The sequence below is a fragment of the Shinella curvata genome, assembly GCF_022899935.1.
GTDB classification, from domain to species: domain Bacteria; phylum Pseudomonadota; class Alphaproteobacteria; order Rhizobiales; family Rhizobiaceae; genus Shinella; species Shinella curvata.
Map to the genome: position 1 here is coordinate 68,267 of NZ_JALJCJ010000008.1, position 16,741 is coordinate 85,007.

At 61.4% G+C, this 16,741-nt stretch carries 14 protein-coding genes and 2 pseudogenes; 8 read left to right on the plus strand and 8 right to left on the minus strand.

Annotation, left to right across the window (positions count from 1 at the left end; all coding sequences use genetic code 11):
* Nucleotides 1–91: 91 nt before the first annotated feature.
* Nucleotides 92–910, minus strand: a complete 819-nt coding sequence (locus tag MUU55_RS25340) for an AraC family transcriptional regulator (protein WP_244763566.1) — start codon at nucleotides 908–910, stop codon at nucleotides 92–94.
* A gap of 90 nt (nucleotides 911–1,000) precedes the next feature.
* On the minus strand, nucleotides 1,001–1,294 hold the full coding sequence (locus MUU55_RS25345; protein WP_244763567.1) for a hypothetical protein: 294 nt from the start codon (nucleotides 1,292–1,294) through the stop codon (nucleotides 1,001–1,003).
* A 421-nt stretch (nucleotides 1,295–1,715) separates the two neighbouring features.
* Between MUU55_RS25345 and MUU55_RS25350 the strand changes: the two genes are divergently transcribed.
* Nucleotides 1,716–3,332 (plus strand): GMC family oxidoreductase, encoded by a 1,617-nt coding sequence (locus MUU55_RS25350; RefSeq protein WP_244763568.1) that lies wholly within the window; start codon nucleotides 1,716–1,718, stop codon nucleotides 3,330–3,332.
* Here the strand turns inward: MUU55_RS25350 and pdxR are convergent.
* Nucleotides 3,329–4,912 (minus strand): MocR-like pyridoxine biosynthesis transcription factor PdxR, encoded by a 1,584-nt coding sequence (gene pdxR, locus MUU55_RS25355; RefSeq protein ID WP_425314234.1) that lies wholly within the window; start codon nucleotides 4,910–4,912, stop codon nucleotides 3,329–3,331. The genes MUU55_RS25350 and pdxR overlap by 4 nt on opposite strands.
* Before the next feature lie 118 nt (nucleotides 4,913–5,030).
* Here pdxR and MUU55_RS25360 point away from each other — a divergent pair, with 118 nt between their 5' ends.
* The 6 genes from MUU55_RS25360 (at nucleotide 5,031) to MUU55_RS25385 (ending at nucleotide 11,794) form a co-directional block, all read left to right on the plus strand.
* Nucleotides 5,031–6,134, plus strand: a complete 1,104-nt coding sequence (locus tag MUU55_RS25360; protein ID WP_244763570.1) for a mandelate racemase/muconate lactonizing enzyme family protein — start codon at nucleotides 5,031–5,033, stop codon at nucleotides 6,132–6,134.
* Between the two features lies 1 nt (nucleotide 6,135).
* Nucleotides 6,136–7,623: an aldehyde dehydrogenase family protein gene (locus MUU55_RS25365; protein ID WP_244763571.1), complete on the plus strand. Its 1,488-nt coding sequence runs from the start codon at nucleotides 6,136–6,138 to the stop codon at nucleotides 7,621–7,623.
* Nucleotides 7,624–7,803: 180 nt separating this feature from the next.
* Nucleotides 7,804–8,880 (plus strand): extracellular solute-binding protein, encoded by a 1,077-nt coding sequence (locus MUU55_RS25370; RefSeq protein ID WP_244763572.1) that lies wholly within the window; start codon nucleotides 7,804–7,806, stop codon nucleotides 8,878–8,880.
* 95 nt (nucleotides 8,881–8,975) lie between these two features.
* Nucleotides 8,976–10,049, plus strand: a complete 1,074-nt coding sequence (locus MUU55_RS25375; RefSeq protein WP_244763573.1) for an ABC transporter ATP-binding protein — start codon at nucleotides 8,976–8,978, stop codon at nucleotides 10,047–10,049.
* Between the two features lie 5 nt (nucleotides 10,050–10,054).
* Nucleotides 10,055–10,924: an ABC transporter permease gene (locus MUU55_RS25380; protein WP_244763574.1), complete on the plus strand. Its 870-nt coding sequence runs from the start codon at nucleotides 10,055–10,057 to the stop codon at nucleotides 10,922–10,924.
* Nucleotides 10,925–10,927: 3 nt separating this feature from the next.
* Nucleotides 10,928–11,794, plus strand: coding sequence for an ABC transporter permease (locus MUU55_RS25385; RefSeq protein ID WP_244763575.1), 867 nt, complete (start codon nucleotides 10,928–10,930; stop codon nucleotides 11,792–11,794).
* Between the two features lie 15 nt (nucleotides 11,795–11,809).
* On the opposite strand, the pseudogene MUU55_RS25390 reads toward MUU55_RS25385, so the two are convergent.
* The 5 genes and pseudogenes from MUU55_RS25390 to MUU55_RS25410 form a co-directional block, all read right to left on the minus strand.
* Nucleotides 11,810–12,073 (minus strand): annotated as a pseudogene (locus tag MUU55_RS25390) (integrase); the annotation flags it as partial.
* Between the two features lie 39 nt (nucleotides 12,074–12,112).
* Nucleotides 12,113–12,288 (minus strand): annotated as a pseudogene (locus tag MUU55_RS25395) (type IV secretory system conjugative DNA transfer family protein); the annotation flags it as partial.
* A gap of 83 nt (nucleotides 12,289–12,371) precedes the next feature.
* Complete coding sequence (locus MUU55_RS25400; protein ID WP_244763576.1) at nucleotides 12,372–13,577, minus strand: MFS transporter; 1,206 nt, start codon at nucleotides 13,575–13,577, stop codon at nucleotides 12,372–12,374.
* A 64-nt stretch (nucleotides 13,578–13,641) separates the two neighbouring features.
* Nucleotides 13,642–14,028, minus strand: coding sequence for a cyclophilin-like fold protein (locus MUU55_RS25405; RefSeq protein ID WP_244763577.1), 387 nt, complete (start codon nucleotides 14,026–14,028; stop codon nucleotides 13,642–13,644).
* 128 nt (nucleotides 14,029–14,156) lie between these two features.
* A complete protein-coding gene (locus MUU55_RS25410; protein WP_244763578.1) occupies nucleotides 14,157–15,173 on the minus strand; it encodes a zinc-dependent alcohol dehydrogenase family protein in 1,017 nt (338 codons plus the stop codon).
* Between the two features lie 148 nt (nucleotides 15,174–15,321).
* Between MUU55_RS25410 and MUU55_RS25415 the strand changes: the two genes are divergently transcribed.
* Nucleotides 15,322–16,221 carry a LysR family transcriptional regulator gene (locus MUU55_RS25415; protein ID WP_244763579.1) on the plus strand — a complete coding sequence of 300 codons (900 nt, stop codon included), beginning with the start codon at nucleotides 15,322–15,324 and terminating at the stop codon, nucleotides 16,219–16,221.
* Nucleotides 16,222–16,741: the final 520 nt, after the last annotated feature.

A 16,741-nucleotide genomic window follows, 5' to 3' on the forward strand; every position in this document is an offset into this window, starting at 1 on the left:
CCGAGCCTCCCGTAGCCGTTCGCCACAGATTAGCCTCACCGGATGCAGCCGTCGCGCGCGATCGGGCCATGTTTCAGCGGTGATCGGGCCTTTAGGCGTTGGCTCTTGCCTGACGGCGCCACTGATCGGGGTTCATGCCGGCCTCGCGCGCGAAGAGGGCAGAAAAATGTGAGGGCGACTGGAAGCCCACGGCTCCGGCGACCTGCAGCACAGAGAGGCGCGTGTGCCGCAGCAGCTCCTGTGCTCGCCGCATGCGCAGGCGTTGCAGATGGGCAAGGACCGTTTCGCCCGTATGCTCGCAGAACAGCCGGGTGAGGTGGCGGCGCGACAGGTTGAAGATCGCGGCGAGATCATCCAGCGAGACCGGCTGGTCGAGGTTCTCCGCAAGATGGGTGCAGACATTGCGGACAAGCGCTGCGCCATGCTGCTCGGGCGATGCACGATGAAGGGCGGGCTCGACGCAGGCGGTGATCATGCATTCGAGCAGGAGGAGTCGGTCGGCGCCTTCCCGCCGAGCCTGCTGATGGGCGGCGTTGTTCGCCGTCTCGAAGGCTCCTCTCGCGCAAAGCAGGTGGCGCAGCGCAGGACCGGCCTGCCAACTTCCCATTGCGGGCACACCAGTGCCGGATGCCGAGCGACCGCAGATGTCGCGTAGCGCATGGCGCATATAGTCCGGCTCGACATAGAAAGCGAAATGCCGCTGCCGGTTGCTTAACGCTGCCGTTGAGTGCCCCCAACCCGGCGGAACAAACAGGAACTGGTGTTCGGCGATGGTTGCGGAGCGGCCATTCTCCTCGTCGGTGAACCGCATGACGCCTCGTTTCGGCATCAGGACCATGAATTCCTCATGATCGTGCGGTGCGGTCGTGTAGGCCTGATCGGCATTGAAAACGCTGAAAATCTCGGACATGGACGTTCCATTGACAAATAGCACGCGAAGGCGCGAGGCCCATTGAAGCACGTATCCGGTCAGGCGATGATATCCCTTAGTGGTGCGTTCTCAACAATAAGTCGTTTCGAGGATTGCGCTCGGCAGGTCGATCCTCAACGTCTCGCGACCGCTTTGGCGTTTCTCCTTGTCATGCCAGTATCGGCTAAGCAGCACATAGGACCCCAGAGGCTGCCCGTCACGCAGGACGAGCACCCTTTGTGCATGTCGGAAATTTGCAAAGCTTGCAGCTCGGGCTGCGAGATCAAGCGCAACCGAATGCTTGATGCCCCGCTCCTTGCCGATTTCGGCAGCAAGGCGTTTGATGCCGTCGAGCGTCTTCGGACGCACGTCACCAGTTAACATAGCCATTCTCCAGGCTTGAAATCGCAAGCGTCACTCGCCGACCGCCCCTTCAAGCTCGAATCCCTGTTGAAAGGATCAGGTAGATACACGAGCAGTGCTGCCAGCAGCTTCGGAACGGCGAGGGCCATGCTCGTGCCAAGAGCGAAAGCAAACGAAAGCTAAACTGCAAACGCGTTCAAGATCGAGTAACGCAGCCATGTGGGGGATGGACCGCCTCGTCCTCGTCCGGCGAGTGTCACGGCGATGTTTTTGGGCAACCGGCCTTCGGCGGCGAAATCGATGCTGCTGACAAACCGGCTCGTGCAAATTGGTATGACAGCGCTATCGAAATGGATGCTGACGGTGGCACCAGTTTGGAGTAGCGATCCCGATGGAAGAGGATAGGGCGGCGATGCCGGCCAGCGGGAGCGGGATCAGAGACATGGATGAATTCGACTACGTGATCGTCGGAGCAGGGTCGGCAGGCTGCGTACTCGCAAACCGTCTTTCTGCGGACGGGCGCCACAAAGTCGCGCTGCTCGAGGCAGGGGGAAGCGACCTCAATTTCTGGGTCCGGATGCCGATCGGCTATGGCAAGACCTTCTACCACAATACGCTGAACTGGAAGTACCTCACGGAACCCGTTCCTGGTTTCGACGGCCGTCAAAGCTACTGGCCTCGCGGCAGAGTGGTCGGCGGATCGAGCTCGATTAATGCCATGGTCTTCATTCGTGGTCAGGCTCAGGATTTCGACGGTTGGCGTGCTCTTGGAAATCCAGGTTGGGCCTACGAGGACGTACTGCCATTCTTCAAACGCATGGAGGATAATCTTTCCGGTGCCGACCAATGGCGCGGCCGGGGCGGCCCGCTGACGATCACCAATATCGAAGATGTCGCGCATCCCCTCTGCCAGAACTATCTTGCCGGCGGTGTGGAGGCGGGGCTTGTCCGGAACCAGGATTTCAACGGCGCAACGCAGGAAGGCATCGGCATCTATCAGATCACGACGCGCAAGGGTTTTCGCTGCTCTGCCGCGACCGCCTACCTCGCGCCTGCCAGCGCCCGGTCGAACCTGCGCGTGATCAAGGCTGCCCATGCGACACGCGTCCTCTTCGACGGCAAGCGAGCTGTGGGCATCGAATATCGGCAAGGAAGCGAGCTGCGAAGCATTCGCGCTCGACGTGAGGTCATCCTTTCGGCGGGAGCCGTTAACACGCCGCAACTCCTGCAGCTCTCAGGGGTCGGCGATCCCGTGCTCTTGCGGCGTCATGGCCTCGATGTGGTGCTGCCCGCGCCGAATGTCGGGCGAAACCTGCAAGACCATATCGGCTTCGACCATCTCTACAAAAGTACCCAGCCGACGCTCAACGATGTATTGCGACCGTGGTGGGGCCGGCTGAAGGTCGGGTTGCGCTATGTGTTGACCTTGAGCGGCCCGCTCTCGCTTAGCGTCAACCAAGGCGGAGGCTTCTTCCGCACCAACCCCGGACGCACGCGGCCGAACATGCAGCTCTATTTCTCGCCGGTCAGCTACACCCGCGCCGTTCCCGGCAAGAGGGCCTTGATGAGCCCGGATCCGTTTGCGGGCTTCCTCGTCGGCGTCTCCAATTGCCACCCGACGAGCCTTGGGCAGCTTGCCATCCGATCGGCCGATCCTTTTGCGCCGCCCGAAATTCAGCCGAACTATCTGTCGACGGAGGAGGACGTGCAGGAATTGCTGGAAGGCGCGCACTTCCTGCGGCGTCTCGCGAAGACCGGGCCGATGCGGGAAATCATCGAAAGCGAAATCCGCCCCGGGCCCGAGGTCCTGAGCGACGAGGCGCTGATCGCCGACATTCGAGCGCGCTCCGGCTCCGTATTCCATCCCTGCGGCACCTGCGCCATGGGCGCGGACGCGTCCGCATCCGTGGTCGATCCTCGCCTTCGCGTGCATGGTCTCGAGAGCTTGCGTGTGGTCGACGCCTCGATCTTTCCGCGGATCACTTCGGGTAACCTCAATGCGCCAACGATCATGGTCGGTGAAAAGGGTGCCGATCTCATTCTCGAGGATGCGCGCTAGGCACTTGCACGCCCGCGGGCTTGCTGTTTGCGCATATCCTTCAAAACCATACCGAGGGTTTCCGTAGCACTTGCGATCATTCGAGGCGGCGCGGAGCTGAATCCGAGGATCAGGCCGCGCTGGCTCACCGGCGTGATCGCGAACCGGCTGATCGGGGAGACGAGGATATTGTGGTCGGCGGCGCGCCGTGCGACGGCAAGCTCCTCGAAATCCGCGGCGAGACGACCAACCGTATGGAAGCCGGTCTCGGTCGGGGCGACCTCCATCAAGCCCTCCATATGTCGCGCCGCGCCGTCGAGCAACGCCTGCAGCCGTTCGGCATAGACGCGCCGCATGCGGCGGATGTGACTGGAGAAGTGGCCGGCTTCGATGAAGCCTGCAACAACCGACTGGAGGCTTGCGGCCGAACCCTGCAGGGTTGCCCCGGCGATACGGTAGAACACGTCGACGAGGCCAGGTGGGGCGACGACATATCCGAGGCGAAGGGCGGCAAACAACGTCTTGGAAAAGCTACCGACATAGATGACGCGGCCCGATGTATCGACGCTCTTCAGCGTTGGCGGCGGATGACCGGCATAGTGGAATTCCCCGACATAGTCGTCCTCGATGATCCACGCGCCCGCCCGCTCGGCGGCGCGCAGCAGTTCGAAGCGGCGCTGCAGGCTCATCGTCACGCCGAGTGGGTGCTGGTGTGCCGGCGTCACGAAGGCCAGTCGGAACTCCGGCGCGATTTCCAACCCCTCGGCGACATTGATGCCCTCTTCGTCGATGCTCAGCGGAACAAGCCTGGCGCCTGAGGAAATCAGACTGTTGCGGGCGCCGATCGCACCGGGGTTCTCGATCCAGACCGTATCGCCCGGATCGAGCAGCGTGTTGCCGATCCGGTTGAATGCGTCCTGGGCACCATTGAAAATGAAGACCTGCTCCGGCTCGCAAGCGATGCCGCGGTTGGCGCGCAGGTGCATGGCGACGGCACGGCGCAATTCCATAAGGCCCTCCGGCGGCGGATAGCCGAGCAGGAGATTGCGCGGCTGGCGCCAATAGCGCGCCGCCATGCTTGCCCAGAGGGCCATCGGGAATTCGTCGAAGGCAGGAATGCCGGTGATGAAGGGCCGGGGATTTTCCGGATGCGCGAGACGTGGATAATAATGCTCAGACGCATCGGCGCTCAGTTGTGCAAGTCGCGGCGGGCTGCGGATTTCGTCGAGCCCTTTGCTCGGCGTCGGAGTAGGGCGTCCGTCGCGCAAGGTCTCCGCCACATAGGCGCCAGCCCCGATGTTGGAACGGATCAATCCCTCGGCAGCGAGTTGCTCGTAGACACTGATAGCCGTGGTGCGCGACACGCCATGGTCCTTGGCGAGCGTCCGGCTGGACGGCAAGCGCTCTCCCGGCTGCAGCCTGCCGCTTAAGATCATGTCGCGGAGCGCTGAGCCGAGCTGGACGCTAATCGGTGTCCTCGAATTTCGGTCGAACTGCAGCGTGGGTAAAAGCGCCCCGCCCGGATACTTCACCATCACGCCCCTCCCGGCCGAACTCGGCTCCACTTTTTCCCAGCAATAGTGGTCCGCTCGTAAAAGCATAGTGGACCTTACTGCCCAAGGAATTTGCGATGATTGTCGTACCAGTTCGCGGCGTCAAGTGCTCTTCAAACGAGTGTCCGGCGCCCTTAGCCAGCAAGCATCAAAAGATCGTAGGGCCATGAAGATCACGCGCATCGAGACATTCTGCAATCGCTATGTCGGTTTCGTCCGGGTCACCGACGAAACCGGTGCGACCGGCTGGGGACAGGTCTCGACCTACAATTCCGACCTGACGTCCGAAGTGCTGCATCGCCAGGTCGCGCCCTACACACTCGGCGCGCGGATCACCGATCTCGACGACCACCTCGACCGCGTTTTCGAACGCGAGCACAAGTTTCCGGGCTCCTACCTCTATCGCGCCATGTGTGGGCTCGATACTGCGATCTGGGACCTGCGCGGCAAGCAGGCTGGCAAGCCGGTCGCAGAGCTGCTTGGTGGTTCGGCCGGCACCATTCACGCTTACGCCTCCTCGATGAAACGCGACATTACCCCGACGCAGGAAGCCGAGCGCTTCAAGCGCCTCCGCGACGAGTACGGGTTCACTGCGTTCAAGTTCCGTGTCGGAGCAGAATGCGGCCGCAATGAAGACGAGTGGCCCGGTCGCACAGAAGAGATCATTCCGACCATTGCGAAGGCGGTCGGGGCCGGGGCTGACCTGCTTGCTGACGCCAACTCCTGCTACAGCCCTGCGCGCGCCATAGAAGTCGGTAAGATCATGCAGGACAACGGCCTCGTGCATTATGAGGAACCGTGCCCATATTGGGAACTCGAGCAGACGAAAGAGGTCACCGATGCCCTCGACATCGATGTTACAGGCGGCGAACAGGATTGCGATCTTGCGACCTGGAAACGGATGATCGACATGAGGGCGGTCGATATCGTCCAGCCCGACATCTGCTATCTCGGCGGCATCAGTCGCACTCTGCGTGTCGTGCGCATGGCCGAGGCGGCGGGTCTTCCCGTCACCCCGCATGCCGCGAACCTGTCGATGGTCACGATCTTCACGATGCACCTGCTGCGCGCTATCCCGAATGGCGGCAAGTACCTCGAATTCTCTATCGAAGGCGAGGACTACTATCCATGGCAGGATGGCCTCTTCCGCAAGTCGCCCTACACAATCGTCGATGGCAAGGCCACGGTGACGGACGAGCCCGGTTGGGGCGTGGAAATCGATCCCGAATGGCTGGCGCGCTCCTCCTACAAGATCAGCGAGGTCAATTGAGATGACCACAGAGGCTCTGGTTGCCGAATACTTCTCCAGCGGCACGCTTGCCGGATTGCCCTCCGGCCACTTCATCGACGGCGGCTTCGTTGCCGCCTCAGGCGGGCGAATGATGGAGACGTTCGATCCGGGTGCATCCCGGGCATATCATTCGTTCGCTGCCGGCAATGGCGATGACGTCGATCGGGCGGTTGCCGCGGCACGTCGTGCCGGGCGAGAATGGGGGTGGACAAAGGCCGGCGCGCGCGGGGCGATCCTCTTTCGCGCCGCACAGATCATCCGGGCGGAAGCCGGGCGGCTCGCGGTGGTGGAGAGCCTCGATAGCGGCAAGACCCTGCAGGAAGCCGAGGGCGATGTCGCCGGCGCCGTACGCTGCTTCGAATATTACGCAGGCGCTGCCGACAAGATCCAGGGCGACACTTTCCCGATCGGCGCCGACTACATCGGCTATTCGATCGAGGAACCGGTCGGCGTCACGGCCCATGTCATTCCCTGGAATTACCCGCTTTCGACGGCGGCGCGCAGCATTGCGCCAGCGCTTGCCGCCGGCTGCACCGTCGTCGCCAAGCCGGCCGAGCAGACACCGCTGACGGCCCTTATGCTCGCTGACATTCTCTTGCGTGCCGGCCTACCTGCCGGCGTGTGCAATGTCATCACAGGAACCGGCGCAGAGGCCGGTGGCCCCCTGGTTGCTCATCCCGATGTCCGCCACGTCACCTTCACGGGATCGGTTGCGACCGGAATCCGCGTGATGCAGTCGGCTGCAGCCAATGTCGCCAGCGTCGTGCTTGAGCTTGGGGGCAAGTCGCCGCTCATCGTCATGGCCGATGCGGATATGGATGCGGCCGTCGAAGGCGTGCTCGGTGCCATCTACGAAAATGCAGGGCAGATTTGCTCGGCGGGATCGCGCCTTGTCGTCGAACGGAAGATCCACGCCGAGATGGTCGAGCGTCTTTCGGCCCGTGCCGGCAGCCTCAGGCTTGGCCATGGCCTGCGTCGCCCTGAGGTCGGTGCGTTGAGCTCGGCTGCCCATCTCGTCAAGATCGAGGGCTATATCGAGGGCGCGCGGACGCGCGGCATTGCGATCGCGGCAGGTGGCTCGCGGGCGTCGGATCCGGAGAACGGCAAGGGATGGTTCTTCCAGCCGACCATCCTGGACGCTGTGAGTGCCGACGATCCGGTCGTCCAGGAGGAAATCTTCGGACCTGTCCTTTCGGTGCAGGTGGTCGAGGATGAAGAGGAGGCCGTCGCAGTGGCGAACGGGACGGACTTCGGCCTCGTTGCGGGAATCTACACCGGCGATTTCGGCCGCGCGCACCGCATGGCGCGCGATATCGATGCCGGCCAAGTCTATATCAACGAATACTTCGCAGGCGGCATAGAGGTGCCTTTCGGCGGCAACAAGCTTTCTGGCTTCGGGCGCGAGAAGGGCTTCCAGGCACTACGGAGCTATACGCGCACCAAGAGCCTGACCGCGAAAATAAGCTGATCGTCATAATGGCCTTAACGCAAGCGGATAATGGACCTTCCAGAGGAGCCAATCCCATTCTTTGATGTCATCGGCTGAAAATCGGGAGCGGGACCCAACCGTTGGGAACGGATTGGTCCTTTGAGGAGAAAACGCCGGAAAAACGGCGACTATAACGGCCAAACGAAAGAGGAGAACATCATGAAATCGAAATTCGCGCTTGCCGCGACGACGGCGCTTGCCCTGTTCGTTGCGAATACTGACGCCAACGCCGAAACGCTGCGCCTGCTCACCTGGGGCGGCTATGCGCCTGATAATGTCATCAAGCTCTTCGAGGAGGCGAACCCCGATATCACCGTCGAGGTGACGCTCTCCAACAACGAAGAAATGATTGCCAAGCTCCGCGCGACCGGCGGCGCCGGCTACGACCTCGCACAGCCGAGCCATGACCGCATCTTCGCGGCCCAGAAGGAGTATAACATCTACAAGCCGCTGGATCTTTCCAAGGTCGGCGCGGCAAGCCTCGATGCCAACCTGCTTGAGGGCGTGAAGGCCAATGCGACCATCGATGGCGAGCTCTATGCCGTGCCGCACCAGTGGGGTACGTCCGGGATCGTCGCCGACATCTCGAAAGCACCGAACGTCAAGGGTTGGGGCGACCTCTGCAATCCGGAATACAAGGGGCGCACCTCAATGCGCCTGCGCCGGACGATCCTGCTCGGTACGGCCTTCGGGCTTGGGAAGGATCCGTTCGCGCTCTATGCCGACAAGGCTGCCTACCAGAAGATGCTCGATGAGGTCACGGACACGTTGATCGCCTGCAAGGACAATGTGAAGACCTACTGGAACGGCGGGGACGATCTCTCGACACTTCTTTTGTCGGGTGAAGTTGTCGTCTCGGAAGCCTGGGATTCCACCGCTTTCAAGCTTTACGGCCAGAACAAGAACCTCGTCTATGTACCACCGGAAACCGGTGCGCTTGCCTGGATCGACACCTTCGTCCTCCCGCGCAAGAGTGAGGCCGACGAAGCCGCGTATAAGTGGATCAACTTCGTCATGAAGCCGGAGATCGTGAAGCTGATGTCGGATTCGACAGGTGCAATCGCGGCCGTCAAGAACGGCATCGATCTCCTGCCCGACGACAAGAAGGCAGCGGTAAAGGCCGCCTTCGACGACAAGGATCTCGCCAACCTCAAGTTCTTCGCCAACATTCCGGCTGGCCTTGAGGACATGGAAGGCAAGGCGCTCGAGCGCATCAAGGCCGCGACGTCGAACTGATCGCCTCTCACGGCAACGACCAGCCGGCCGAGGGTCTTCCTTGGCCGGCCGCTTTCGAAATGGCCGCCCGGCGGCCCGCGACCTATGAGCCCACCATGCACGATCTTCAATGCGAAAGCCTGGTAAAGCGCTTCGGCGCCTACACCGCCGTCAACAGCGTGTCCTTCAACGTCCCGCGCGGTTCCTTCTTCTCTATCCTCGGACCTTCAGGTTGCGGCAAGACCACGCTGATGCGGATGATCGCAGGCTTCGAGGCGCCGTCGAGCGGAGATATCCGCATCAAGGGAAAATCGGTCCTCTCGACACCGCCGAACAAACGCCCAGTGAAAATGGTGTTCCAGCATCTGGCGCTCTTCCCCATGATGAATGTCGGCGAGAACATTGCCTATGGCCTGCGTTGCCGCGGCGAAAACAAGGCGGATATCGGCGGCAAAGTGGCGCGGGTCCTCGATCGGGTTGGCCTCCCCGGGACTGAGCACAAGCAGGTCTCTCAGCTTTCCGGTGGCCAGAAGCAGCGCATCGCGATCGCCCGCTGCATGGTTCTCGAACCAGACGTCCTGCTGCTCGACGAGCCTCTCGGTGCCCTGGACCTGAAACTGCGCGAGCGTATGAAGATCGAGCTGAAGCAACTCCAGCACCAGTTCGAGACGACCTTCCTCTACATCACGCATGACCAGTCGGAGGCCCTCCTCATGTCCGACAATGTCGCCGTGATGAATGCCGGCCAGTTCGAGCAGATCGGCTCGCCGCAGGAACTCTACAACAATCCGAAGACCGGCTTCGTTGCAGGCTTTGTCGGCGACAGCAACCGCTGGTCCGGGCGCGTAGTCTCGTTGTCCGAGGGTAAGGTCCGCGTCGCAATCGACGGCGGTGGCGAAGTGACCGCGCTTGCCGGCGACAACAGGATCGCGGCCGGCGGATCCGTAGAGGTCTTCGTGCGCCCCGAGGCGATCTCGATCGGTGGCGGCCGTGACGAGGTCTTGGGCGGCACAGTCGAAAGTCTGCTGTTCAATGGCGCAAGCAGCCGCATCCTCGTTCGCATGGACAACGGACACCTCGTGGAGGTCGGCCAGGCAGTCATGGACGGATCAGTAACAGTCTCACCCGGCGAGAAGGTCCAGATATGCTGGAGCCAGCTCCACGGTCGCGCCTTCACCACTGCGAGGTAGGGACGATGGCGCGCACCGACGTCGGCAAACTCTCCTTCATCCTTCTCTTCGCGCCCTTCGCGCTCTGGATCGCACTCCTGATCATCCTGCCGCAGCTCGGCATCGGCTACATCTCCTTGCGCGAGAAGGTGGGGCCGGGCGAGTATACGTTCGGCTTTTCGAACTATGTCGCCTTCCTGTCCGAGCCGATCTATTGGAATACGCTTTTGCGGACCGCCTGGATGTCGATCCTGGTGACCGCCATGGCGCTCGCCGTCGGCTTTCCGGTCGCCTACTATATCGCCAAGATCGCCCAGCGCCGATCGCGTGCCGCGCTTTTCCTGATGTGCCTCATCCCGCTCTGGGTGAGCGACCTTGTGCGCGCCTTCGGCTGGATCGTCATCCTGCGTGAGACGGGACTTGTCTCCAGTCTTCTCCAGAAGATCGGCCTGGTCAGCGGGCCGGTCGAGCTTCTCTACAACGACGCGACCGTCGTCATGGGGCTCGTTTATACCGTTGTGCTCTTCATGATCGTACCGCTCGTCTCGACACTCGACGGAATGGATAACTCGCTGATCGAGGCGGGTTACAATCTCGGCGGCAGCCGCTTAACCGTCTTCCGCCGCATCGTCGTGCCATACGCGATGCCGGGCATCGTCGCCGGCTGTATCATCGTGTTCATGCTGACGGCTGGCAGCTACCTGACACCCATCCTGCTCGGGGGCAAGAACAGCATGTGGTTCACCGAGCAGATCTACGAGCAGTTCGTGACGCGCTACAACTGGGAATCCGGTGCGACCTTCGGTGTCCTCCTGCTCGTCTTCACATCGTTCGTCGTCTGGCTCGGCCTGCGGCTGACCGGCCAGAGCTTGGCCTCTACCGTCGCAAAGGACTGACCCATGAACGTCGCGGCCCCACAATCGCCCTTCCTTCAATGGCTCTATCGCGGCTATATGCTGGCCTTCCTCGCCTATCTGGCGGCACCGCTTTTTGCGGCCGGCATGTTCGCCTTCAACGATTCCATGTTTCCCGCATTGCCGTGGAATGGGTTCACGCTGGATTGGTTCTTCAGCAGCACCGAACCGAAGATCGGCATGTTTCATGATCGTCGTCTGCTGCGCGGCCTCGAAAACTCGCTTTATATCGGGGTGCTCGTCTCGGCGCTCGCCGTCGCGGCCGGCACCTGCAACGCCTTCCTGTTCGAGCGCAAGCAGTTCCCGGGCAAGAACGTCTTCTACATCCTGATGATCGTGCCGCTGGTCATTCCTGGCGTTATCCTCGGCATCTCGATCCTCGTCTTCGCCAGCATGATCGCAAATGGCCTGGAGGAGACCTTCGGCATCGAATGGGATTTCCTGCGGCCCGGCCTCTTCCTCGTCATCCTCGGCCAGTTTTCGTTCCTGACGACCATCACGTCGCTGGTGATCGCTGCGCGCCTTCGGAAATTCGATATTTCCTTGGAGGAGGCAGCGCTTAACCTCGGCGCAACGCGCCTGCGGGTCCTGATGACGGTGACGCTGCCCTATCTGATGCCTGCATTGTTCTCGGCCTTCGTCGTCGCGTTTCTCGTCTCCTTCGAGAATTTCAACACGACGCTGATGCTCGTCGGTTCCGATGCACCGCTGACCATTACCATGTACGATCGAATGGTGAAGGTCGGATCGACCCCGGTCCTCAATGCGGTTTCGTTCTTCCTGATGGTCGGTTCTGGAATGCTTGCGCTGCTCAGCGTGGTTGTCCAGAAGAAGGACGAGCCGGCGACGTGAGGACGACGGACCGCAATCTCTGCGCCGGCGGCCGCCCGAGGCAAAGGCGGCCATCAGCAGCGCCCGGTCGCGCAGGCTACCGAAGGCGCGGGTCACCAGCAATTGGGTGAGCACGTCGCCGCTAACCGCCTTGGCACTCTTGCGACGCCGCGTCCGCGGCACGGCGCGAGCGGCAAGACGAAAGGCGGATATCCGGGCAGGGGAGGCAAAGGCGCCTTACAAGCCGCGCCACCGTGTCAAGGTCGACCAGTTGGCCAGCCGGCGCGTGCGGACCGATGGCTCTTCGCTGAGGGCGCTCGCGATTATGTCTTGATCGGCGAAGCGGTTCTGTTGAGCCCGCGCTGCCATGTCCTTGCGCCGGAGTAGACAGCGCGGCCGTAGCGCAGGTGAGGGTGGCCCTGGATGATGATGTGCTCGTCTTTGCGCATGGTTTGTGTGACCTCGTGCGGCATGATGAGCGGCTGGCGCTGATAGCTGACGCTTTCCGTCGCCTTCTGCAGTTAACCTAAGGCGGAGGAGGCAATTGCCGCTCACTGCAGCCCATTGCACCGGTCGTTGGTTCGATTCCGCTCAAGAGCTAAACGATCTGAGAACCCCTGTTTTGATCGCTGGTAGCGAGAGTCAAGATGACTGCTATCAATGCTGCCCCCAGCATGGCCACGGCCGTCAGCACAAACGGACTCCACCAACCGACACGGTCGAACAGCAGGCCGCCGGCGAATGCTCCCGACGTAATGGCGAACTGGATGAGCGCGACAAACCAGGCGCCGCCTTCTTCAAGGCGATTGGGAATGACCCGGGTCATCCAGGTTGTCCAGGCTGCCGGCACGGGCGTCGTGAGGAGCCCCCATAAGAGAAGCAGCCCAGTTGTGGCAAGCGCGAAGGGGCCAAGTCCGAAGAGCGCCAGGGCGACGAGTGCCAGAATCGCCGGAAACCCGATCATGATATGCGCCATGTGGGAGCGCAGAATGGACGGGATAAACCAGGTGCCGACAAGGCCAGCAAGCCCGATCCCGAGAAGGACGAGCGAAAGTGCGTTGACGCCGAGATGGGTGATGTCTTCCAGGAATGGCCGAAGATAGGTCGAGAGGGCAAACTGTCCCACGAAGAACAGGATCATCGCCATCATTCCTAGAGCGAAGGTGCGGTTGCCCATGAGGCTGAACGTGCGTGCGAGCGAACCTCTGCTGCCTCCAGGCATGCGGGGGAGGGCGACGACCTGCCAGAGAAAGGCGGCCACGCCGACCGGCACGACGACGAAGAACGCGCCGCGCCAGCCGATCAGGCCTCCGAGGAAGCTCCCCAGCGGCGCTGCGATGACGGCGGCCAGCGCGCTGCCGCCTTGCAGCATGGCCAGCGCCTTCGGGACGTCCGGGCCGGAGGCGAGGCGGGCGACGATAGCAGTTGATAGGGACCAGTAGCCGCCGATGGATACGCCGATGAGCGCGCGGCCGACCATGAACAAGAGGTAGTTTGGGGCAAACGTGACCATGAGACCCGAAGCGATCAGCACAGCGGTATAGGCAAGGACGACCATGCGCCTGTCGAACCGGCCGAGCACGACGTTGCTCAACAGAGCGGTGATGACCGCGAAGAAACCCGAGACCGAGATCGCCTGACCTGCCTGGCCGGCGGTGATCGCAAGCTCGTCGGCAATCGGGGTCAGCAGGCTTACGGGCATGAACTCCGAGGCGACAAGCACGAAGGAGGTGAGCATCATGCAGATGACCGCGCTCCAGGGCGTGGTTTCGGTTCGTGATTGCGCGTTGAATGTCGTGTCCATCAAAATTCTGCTTCAAAAAGGCTGTTCAGTCTTGTCCGGTAATCCCCACCTTGGCGGCGGGACGTCACTTGAGGGCTTCGATCGTCATAGGGGCTCCATCGGGAATGGCGCGCAGCTCCTCGACACTGGCTTTGATCTTCCCGAGCGGCACCTTGCCGGGCCAATAACCGATCGGGCCGTAGTAGAGGGCGATCCAGTTGCCGGGCTCGTAGTAGCCGACCTCCGGGATCAGCGGTTCGTCGCCGGGAGGCGCGCCTTCCATGGAAAGGGGAATCTGAAGCCGGACCACTTTCTCGTCATAGCCGGGATAGTCGTTCGCTTTCAGCGTCATCGGTAGCTTGGCGAGCAGATCTCTGGCGGTCGGGTTTTCATAGAGATCGACACGGAAGGTGGTTCCGTCGATCCGCAGGTTTATGCTGCTGCCGATCGGTTTGCGCAGTTCGGTGTTCAAGGGGCTCTCCTGCGCCTGTGTCTGAAGCAAGCCGGCGAATCCCAGGCATGCCAAGCAGAGCGCCGTCGCCAGCGCGATATGTCTCGTCTTCATCGTCGTGATCCTTGGTGTAATCCAGATACTCGGCGTCACATCCGCAGAAGCGTCTTGATCGCGGAACGCTCGTCCATCGCCCGGTAGCCATGGGCGACGTCGGCAAGCGGCACTTCGAGATCGAACACCTTTCCGGGATTGATCTTGCGGGTCATCACGAGGTCGATCAGATGCGGCAGGAAGCGCCGGACCGGCGCCGGGCCGCCCAGGAGGTTCTTCTGCTGGAAGAACAGCATCTGCCCGTCGAGGCTCACGCCATGGGGAACGCCGACAAAACCTATGGAGCCGCCGGGGCGGCACGCATTGATCGCCTGCATCATCGATTCCTGCGTGCCGACGCATTCCAGCACCGAATCCGCGCCGATGCCGCTCGTCAATTCCCTGATCTTGGCCACGCCTTCGTCACCACGCTCGATGACGATATCGGTTGCTCCGTATTCGAGCGCGAGCTCTTGGCGCTGCTTGTGGCGGCTCATCGCGATGATACGGCCGGCGCCGAGTTGTTTGGCGGCGAGGACACCCATGAGACCAACGGCGCCGTCGCCCACCACGACCGCCGTGCAGCCCGGCGTCACGCGTGCCGCATCGGCCGCGTACCAGCCCGTGCCGAGAACGTCTGAAGCCGCGAGCAGGCTCGGGATCAGGTCGTCGGAGGGCATGGTGTCGGTGGCGACGAGCGTGCCGTCGGCAAGCGCCACCCGGGCATAGGGCGCCTGCGCGCCGGACATGAATTCTCGGTGCTCGCAGGAGCTCTGGAAGCCGGAACGGCAGTGGGGGCAAGTGTTGTCGGACAGGCAGAACGAGCCGACGACGAATTGGCCTGGACGGATGGTTTTGACCGCGCTCCCAACCTCCACGACCACGCCGCAATATTCATGACCCATGTGTTGCGGTTCATTCACCGGCTGCAGCCCGCGATAGGGCCAGAGGTCCGAACCGCAGACGCAGGATGCCGAGAGCTTTATGATCGCATCGGTGGGCTTGAGGATCCTGGGGTCCGCAACCTCCTCGCAACGAATATCGCCGGGGGCGCGAAGGACTGTGCCGAGCATTGTGATCTCCTATCCGGGTGAGAGGTCCGCCTCATTCTTCCAGAAGAGAGATAGCACCGGCTCATCTTGCGGATTAGTCGGCGCAATTTGCATGGACTTATCGAAATCGGCTATCAATTATAGCAGATGATCAGCCGGAGTGTTCATCATGGCCCGCGAGAATTTCAACGAGCTTCTGCTTTTTTTGGCGGTTGCTGAGGAGAAGAGTTTCACGAAGGCTGCGGCCAAGCTCGGCATCGCGCAATCGACGCTCAGCTACGGGGTGAAGGAGCTCGAAGCGCGGATGGGGTTGCGGCTCCTGACGCGCACGACACGAAGCGTCGCAACAACCGAAGCCGGAGCACGCCTGCACCAGTCGCTCGCGCCGCGCATCTCTGAGATCGAAGCCGAGATCGAGGCGTTGATGGCCTATCGCGACAAACCCGCCGGTACGGTCAGGATCACCTTGCCGAGCCACGCGATGGAAAGCGTCGTGTGGCCGAAGCTCGCTCCCATTATCGGGGACTACCCGGACATCAAGCTGGAGCTCAGCGTCGACAATGTCTTCCGCAACATTGTCGAGGACGGCTTTGACGCGGGCGTGCGCCTGGGTGAAAGCGTGGAGAAGGACATGGTAGCGGTGCGGATCGGGCCGGATTGGCGTTTGGTCTGCGTGGGGTCGCCGGATTATTTCAAAGCCCGGTCCGTTCCGACGATGCCGCAGGACCTCATGCAGCACAACTGCATTAACCGCAGGCTCGATCGCGTCGGCGGCCTCTACGCCTGGGAGTTCGAAAAGGACAAGGAGGAGGTGCGGATTAGGGTGGAAGGCCAGCTCACCTTCAATACAGATCGCGAAATGGTCGATGCAGCGCTGCAAGGATACGGCATCACCTTCGTGCCCGAGAGCTACGTCGAAAAGCATATTGCCGACCGACGCCTGCAGCTCATCCTCGACGACTGGACCCCTAAGTTTGCGGGCTACTACCTGTACTATCCAAGCCGCCGACAAAGCCGGCCGGCGTTTTCGGTGATCGCGGAAGCTTTGCGCGACAAAGTCATGCGATAATGCACTGTGGCTAAGCCTAAGGTTTCTTGTCGGATCGGATCCCAAAATGCTGCTTGGAGGGCTCAGGCGGCAGGCATCGTCAACACTCCGCGCCAACCGGCTATGCAGTCCGCGCGCTCACGGTATCGATGAGCAACAGCAAAGCCTTATCCGCGGTCAAGAAATCACGAATGGCGGCGGTGATGCTTTTCCTTCGGAAGAGACCTTGAGAAATTAAGGAACACCGGGACGCTTCGCCAGAAGGGCATCCCATGAAGAGCGATAGACAAGCGACAAATGGTATCGAACCTGGAAGCCATGGGCAGAAACCCACGAACGCTCGTCCGTAACAACTCCCATGATTGCTCCTTAGAAGCTATTGCCGTAACTTTTGGTTATTGATGGATAAGTGGAAACACCCGATGTTCGCAGCCGAGCATCGTAAAACGTATCTGATAATAGTGTTTTTAATCTGCAGTAAACTGTTGGATCGGCGCACAATGTTTCAAAATAATTTTGATGAATTGCGTAATACGCCTCG

What these genes read in the sequence shown, in the direction of transcription:
- MUU55_RS25370 (WP_244763572.1), top strand. Translation starts at nt 7,804, where the DNA reads ATGAAATCGAAATTCGCGCTTGCCGCGACGACGGCGCTTGCCCTGTTC.
- MUU55_RS25340 (WP_244763566.1), bottom strand. Translation starts at nt 910, where the DNA reads ATGTCCGAGATTTTCAGCGTTTTCAATGCCGATCAGGCCTACACGACC.
- pdxR (WP_425314234.1), bottom strand. Translation starts at nt 4,912, where the DNA reads ATGCTTTTACGAGCGGACCACTATTGCTGGGAAAAAGTGGAGCCGAGT.
- MUU55_RS25360 (WP_244763570.1), top strand. Translation starts at nt 5,031, where the DNA reads ATGAAGATCACGCGCATCGAGACATTCTGCAATCGCTATGTCGGTTTC.
- MUU55_RS25410 (WP_244763578.1), bottom strand. Translation starts at nt 15,173, where the DNA reads ATGCTCGGCACAGTCCTTCGCGCCCCCGGCGATATTCGTTGCGAGGAG.
- MUU55_RS25380 (WP_244763574.1), top strand. Translation starts at nt 10,055, where the DNA reads ATGGCGCGCACCGACGTCGGCAAACTCTCCTTCATCCTTCTCTTCGCG.
- MUU55_RS25350 (WP_244763568.1), top strand. Translation starts at nt 1,716, where the DNA reads ATGGATGAATTCGACTACGTGATCGTCGGAGCAGGGTCGGCAGGCTGC.
- MUU55_RS25345 (WP_244763567.1), bottom strand. Translation starts at nt 1,294, where the DNA reads ATGTTAACTGGTGACGTGCGTCCGAAGACGCTCGACGGCATCAAACGC.
- MUU55_RS25365 (WP_244763571.1), top strand. Translation starts at nt 6,136, where the DNA reads ATGACCACAGAGGCTCTGGTTGCCGAATACTTCTCCAGCGGCACGCTT.
- MUU55_RS25385 (WP_244763575.1), top strand. Translation starts at nt 10,928, where the DNA reads ATGAACGTCGCGGCCCCACAATCGCCCTTCCTTCAATGGCTCTATCGC.
- MUU55_RS25400 (WP_244763576.1), bottom strand. Translation starts at nt 13,577, where the DNA reads ATGGACACGACATTCAACGCGCAATCACGAACCGAAACCACGCCCTGG.
- MUU55_RS25415 (WP_244763579.1), top strand. Translation starts at nt 15,322, where the DNA reads ATGGCCCGCGAGAATTTCAACGAGCTTCTGCTTTTTTTGGCGGTTGCT.
- MUU55_RS25375 (WP_244763573.1), top strand. Translation starts at nt 8,976, where the DNA reads ATGCACGATCTTCAATGCGAAAGCCTGGTAAAGCGCTTCGGCGCCTAC.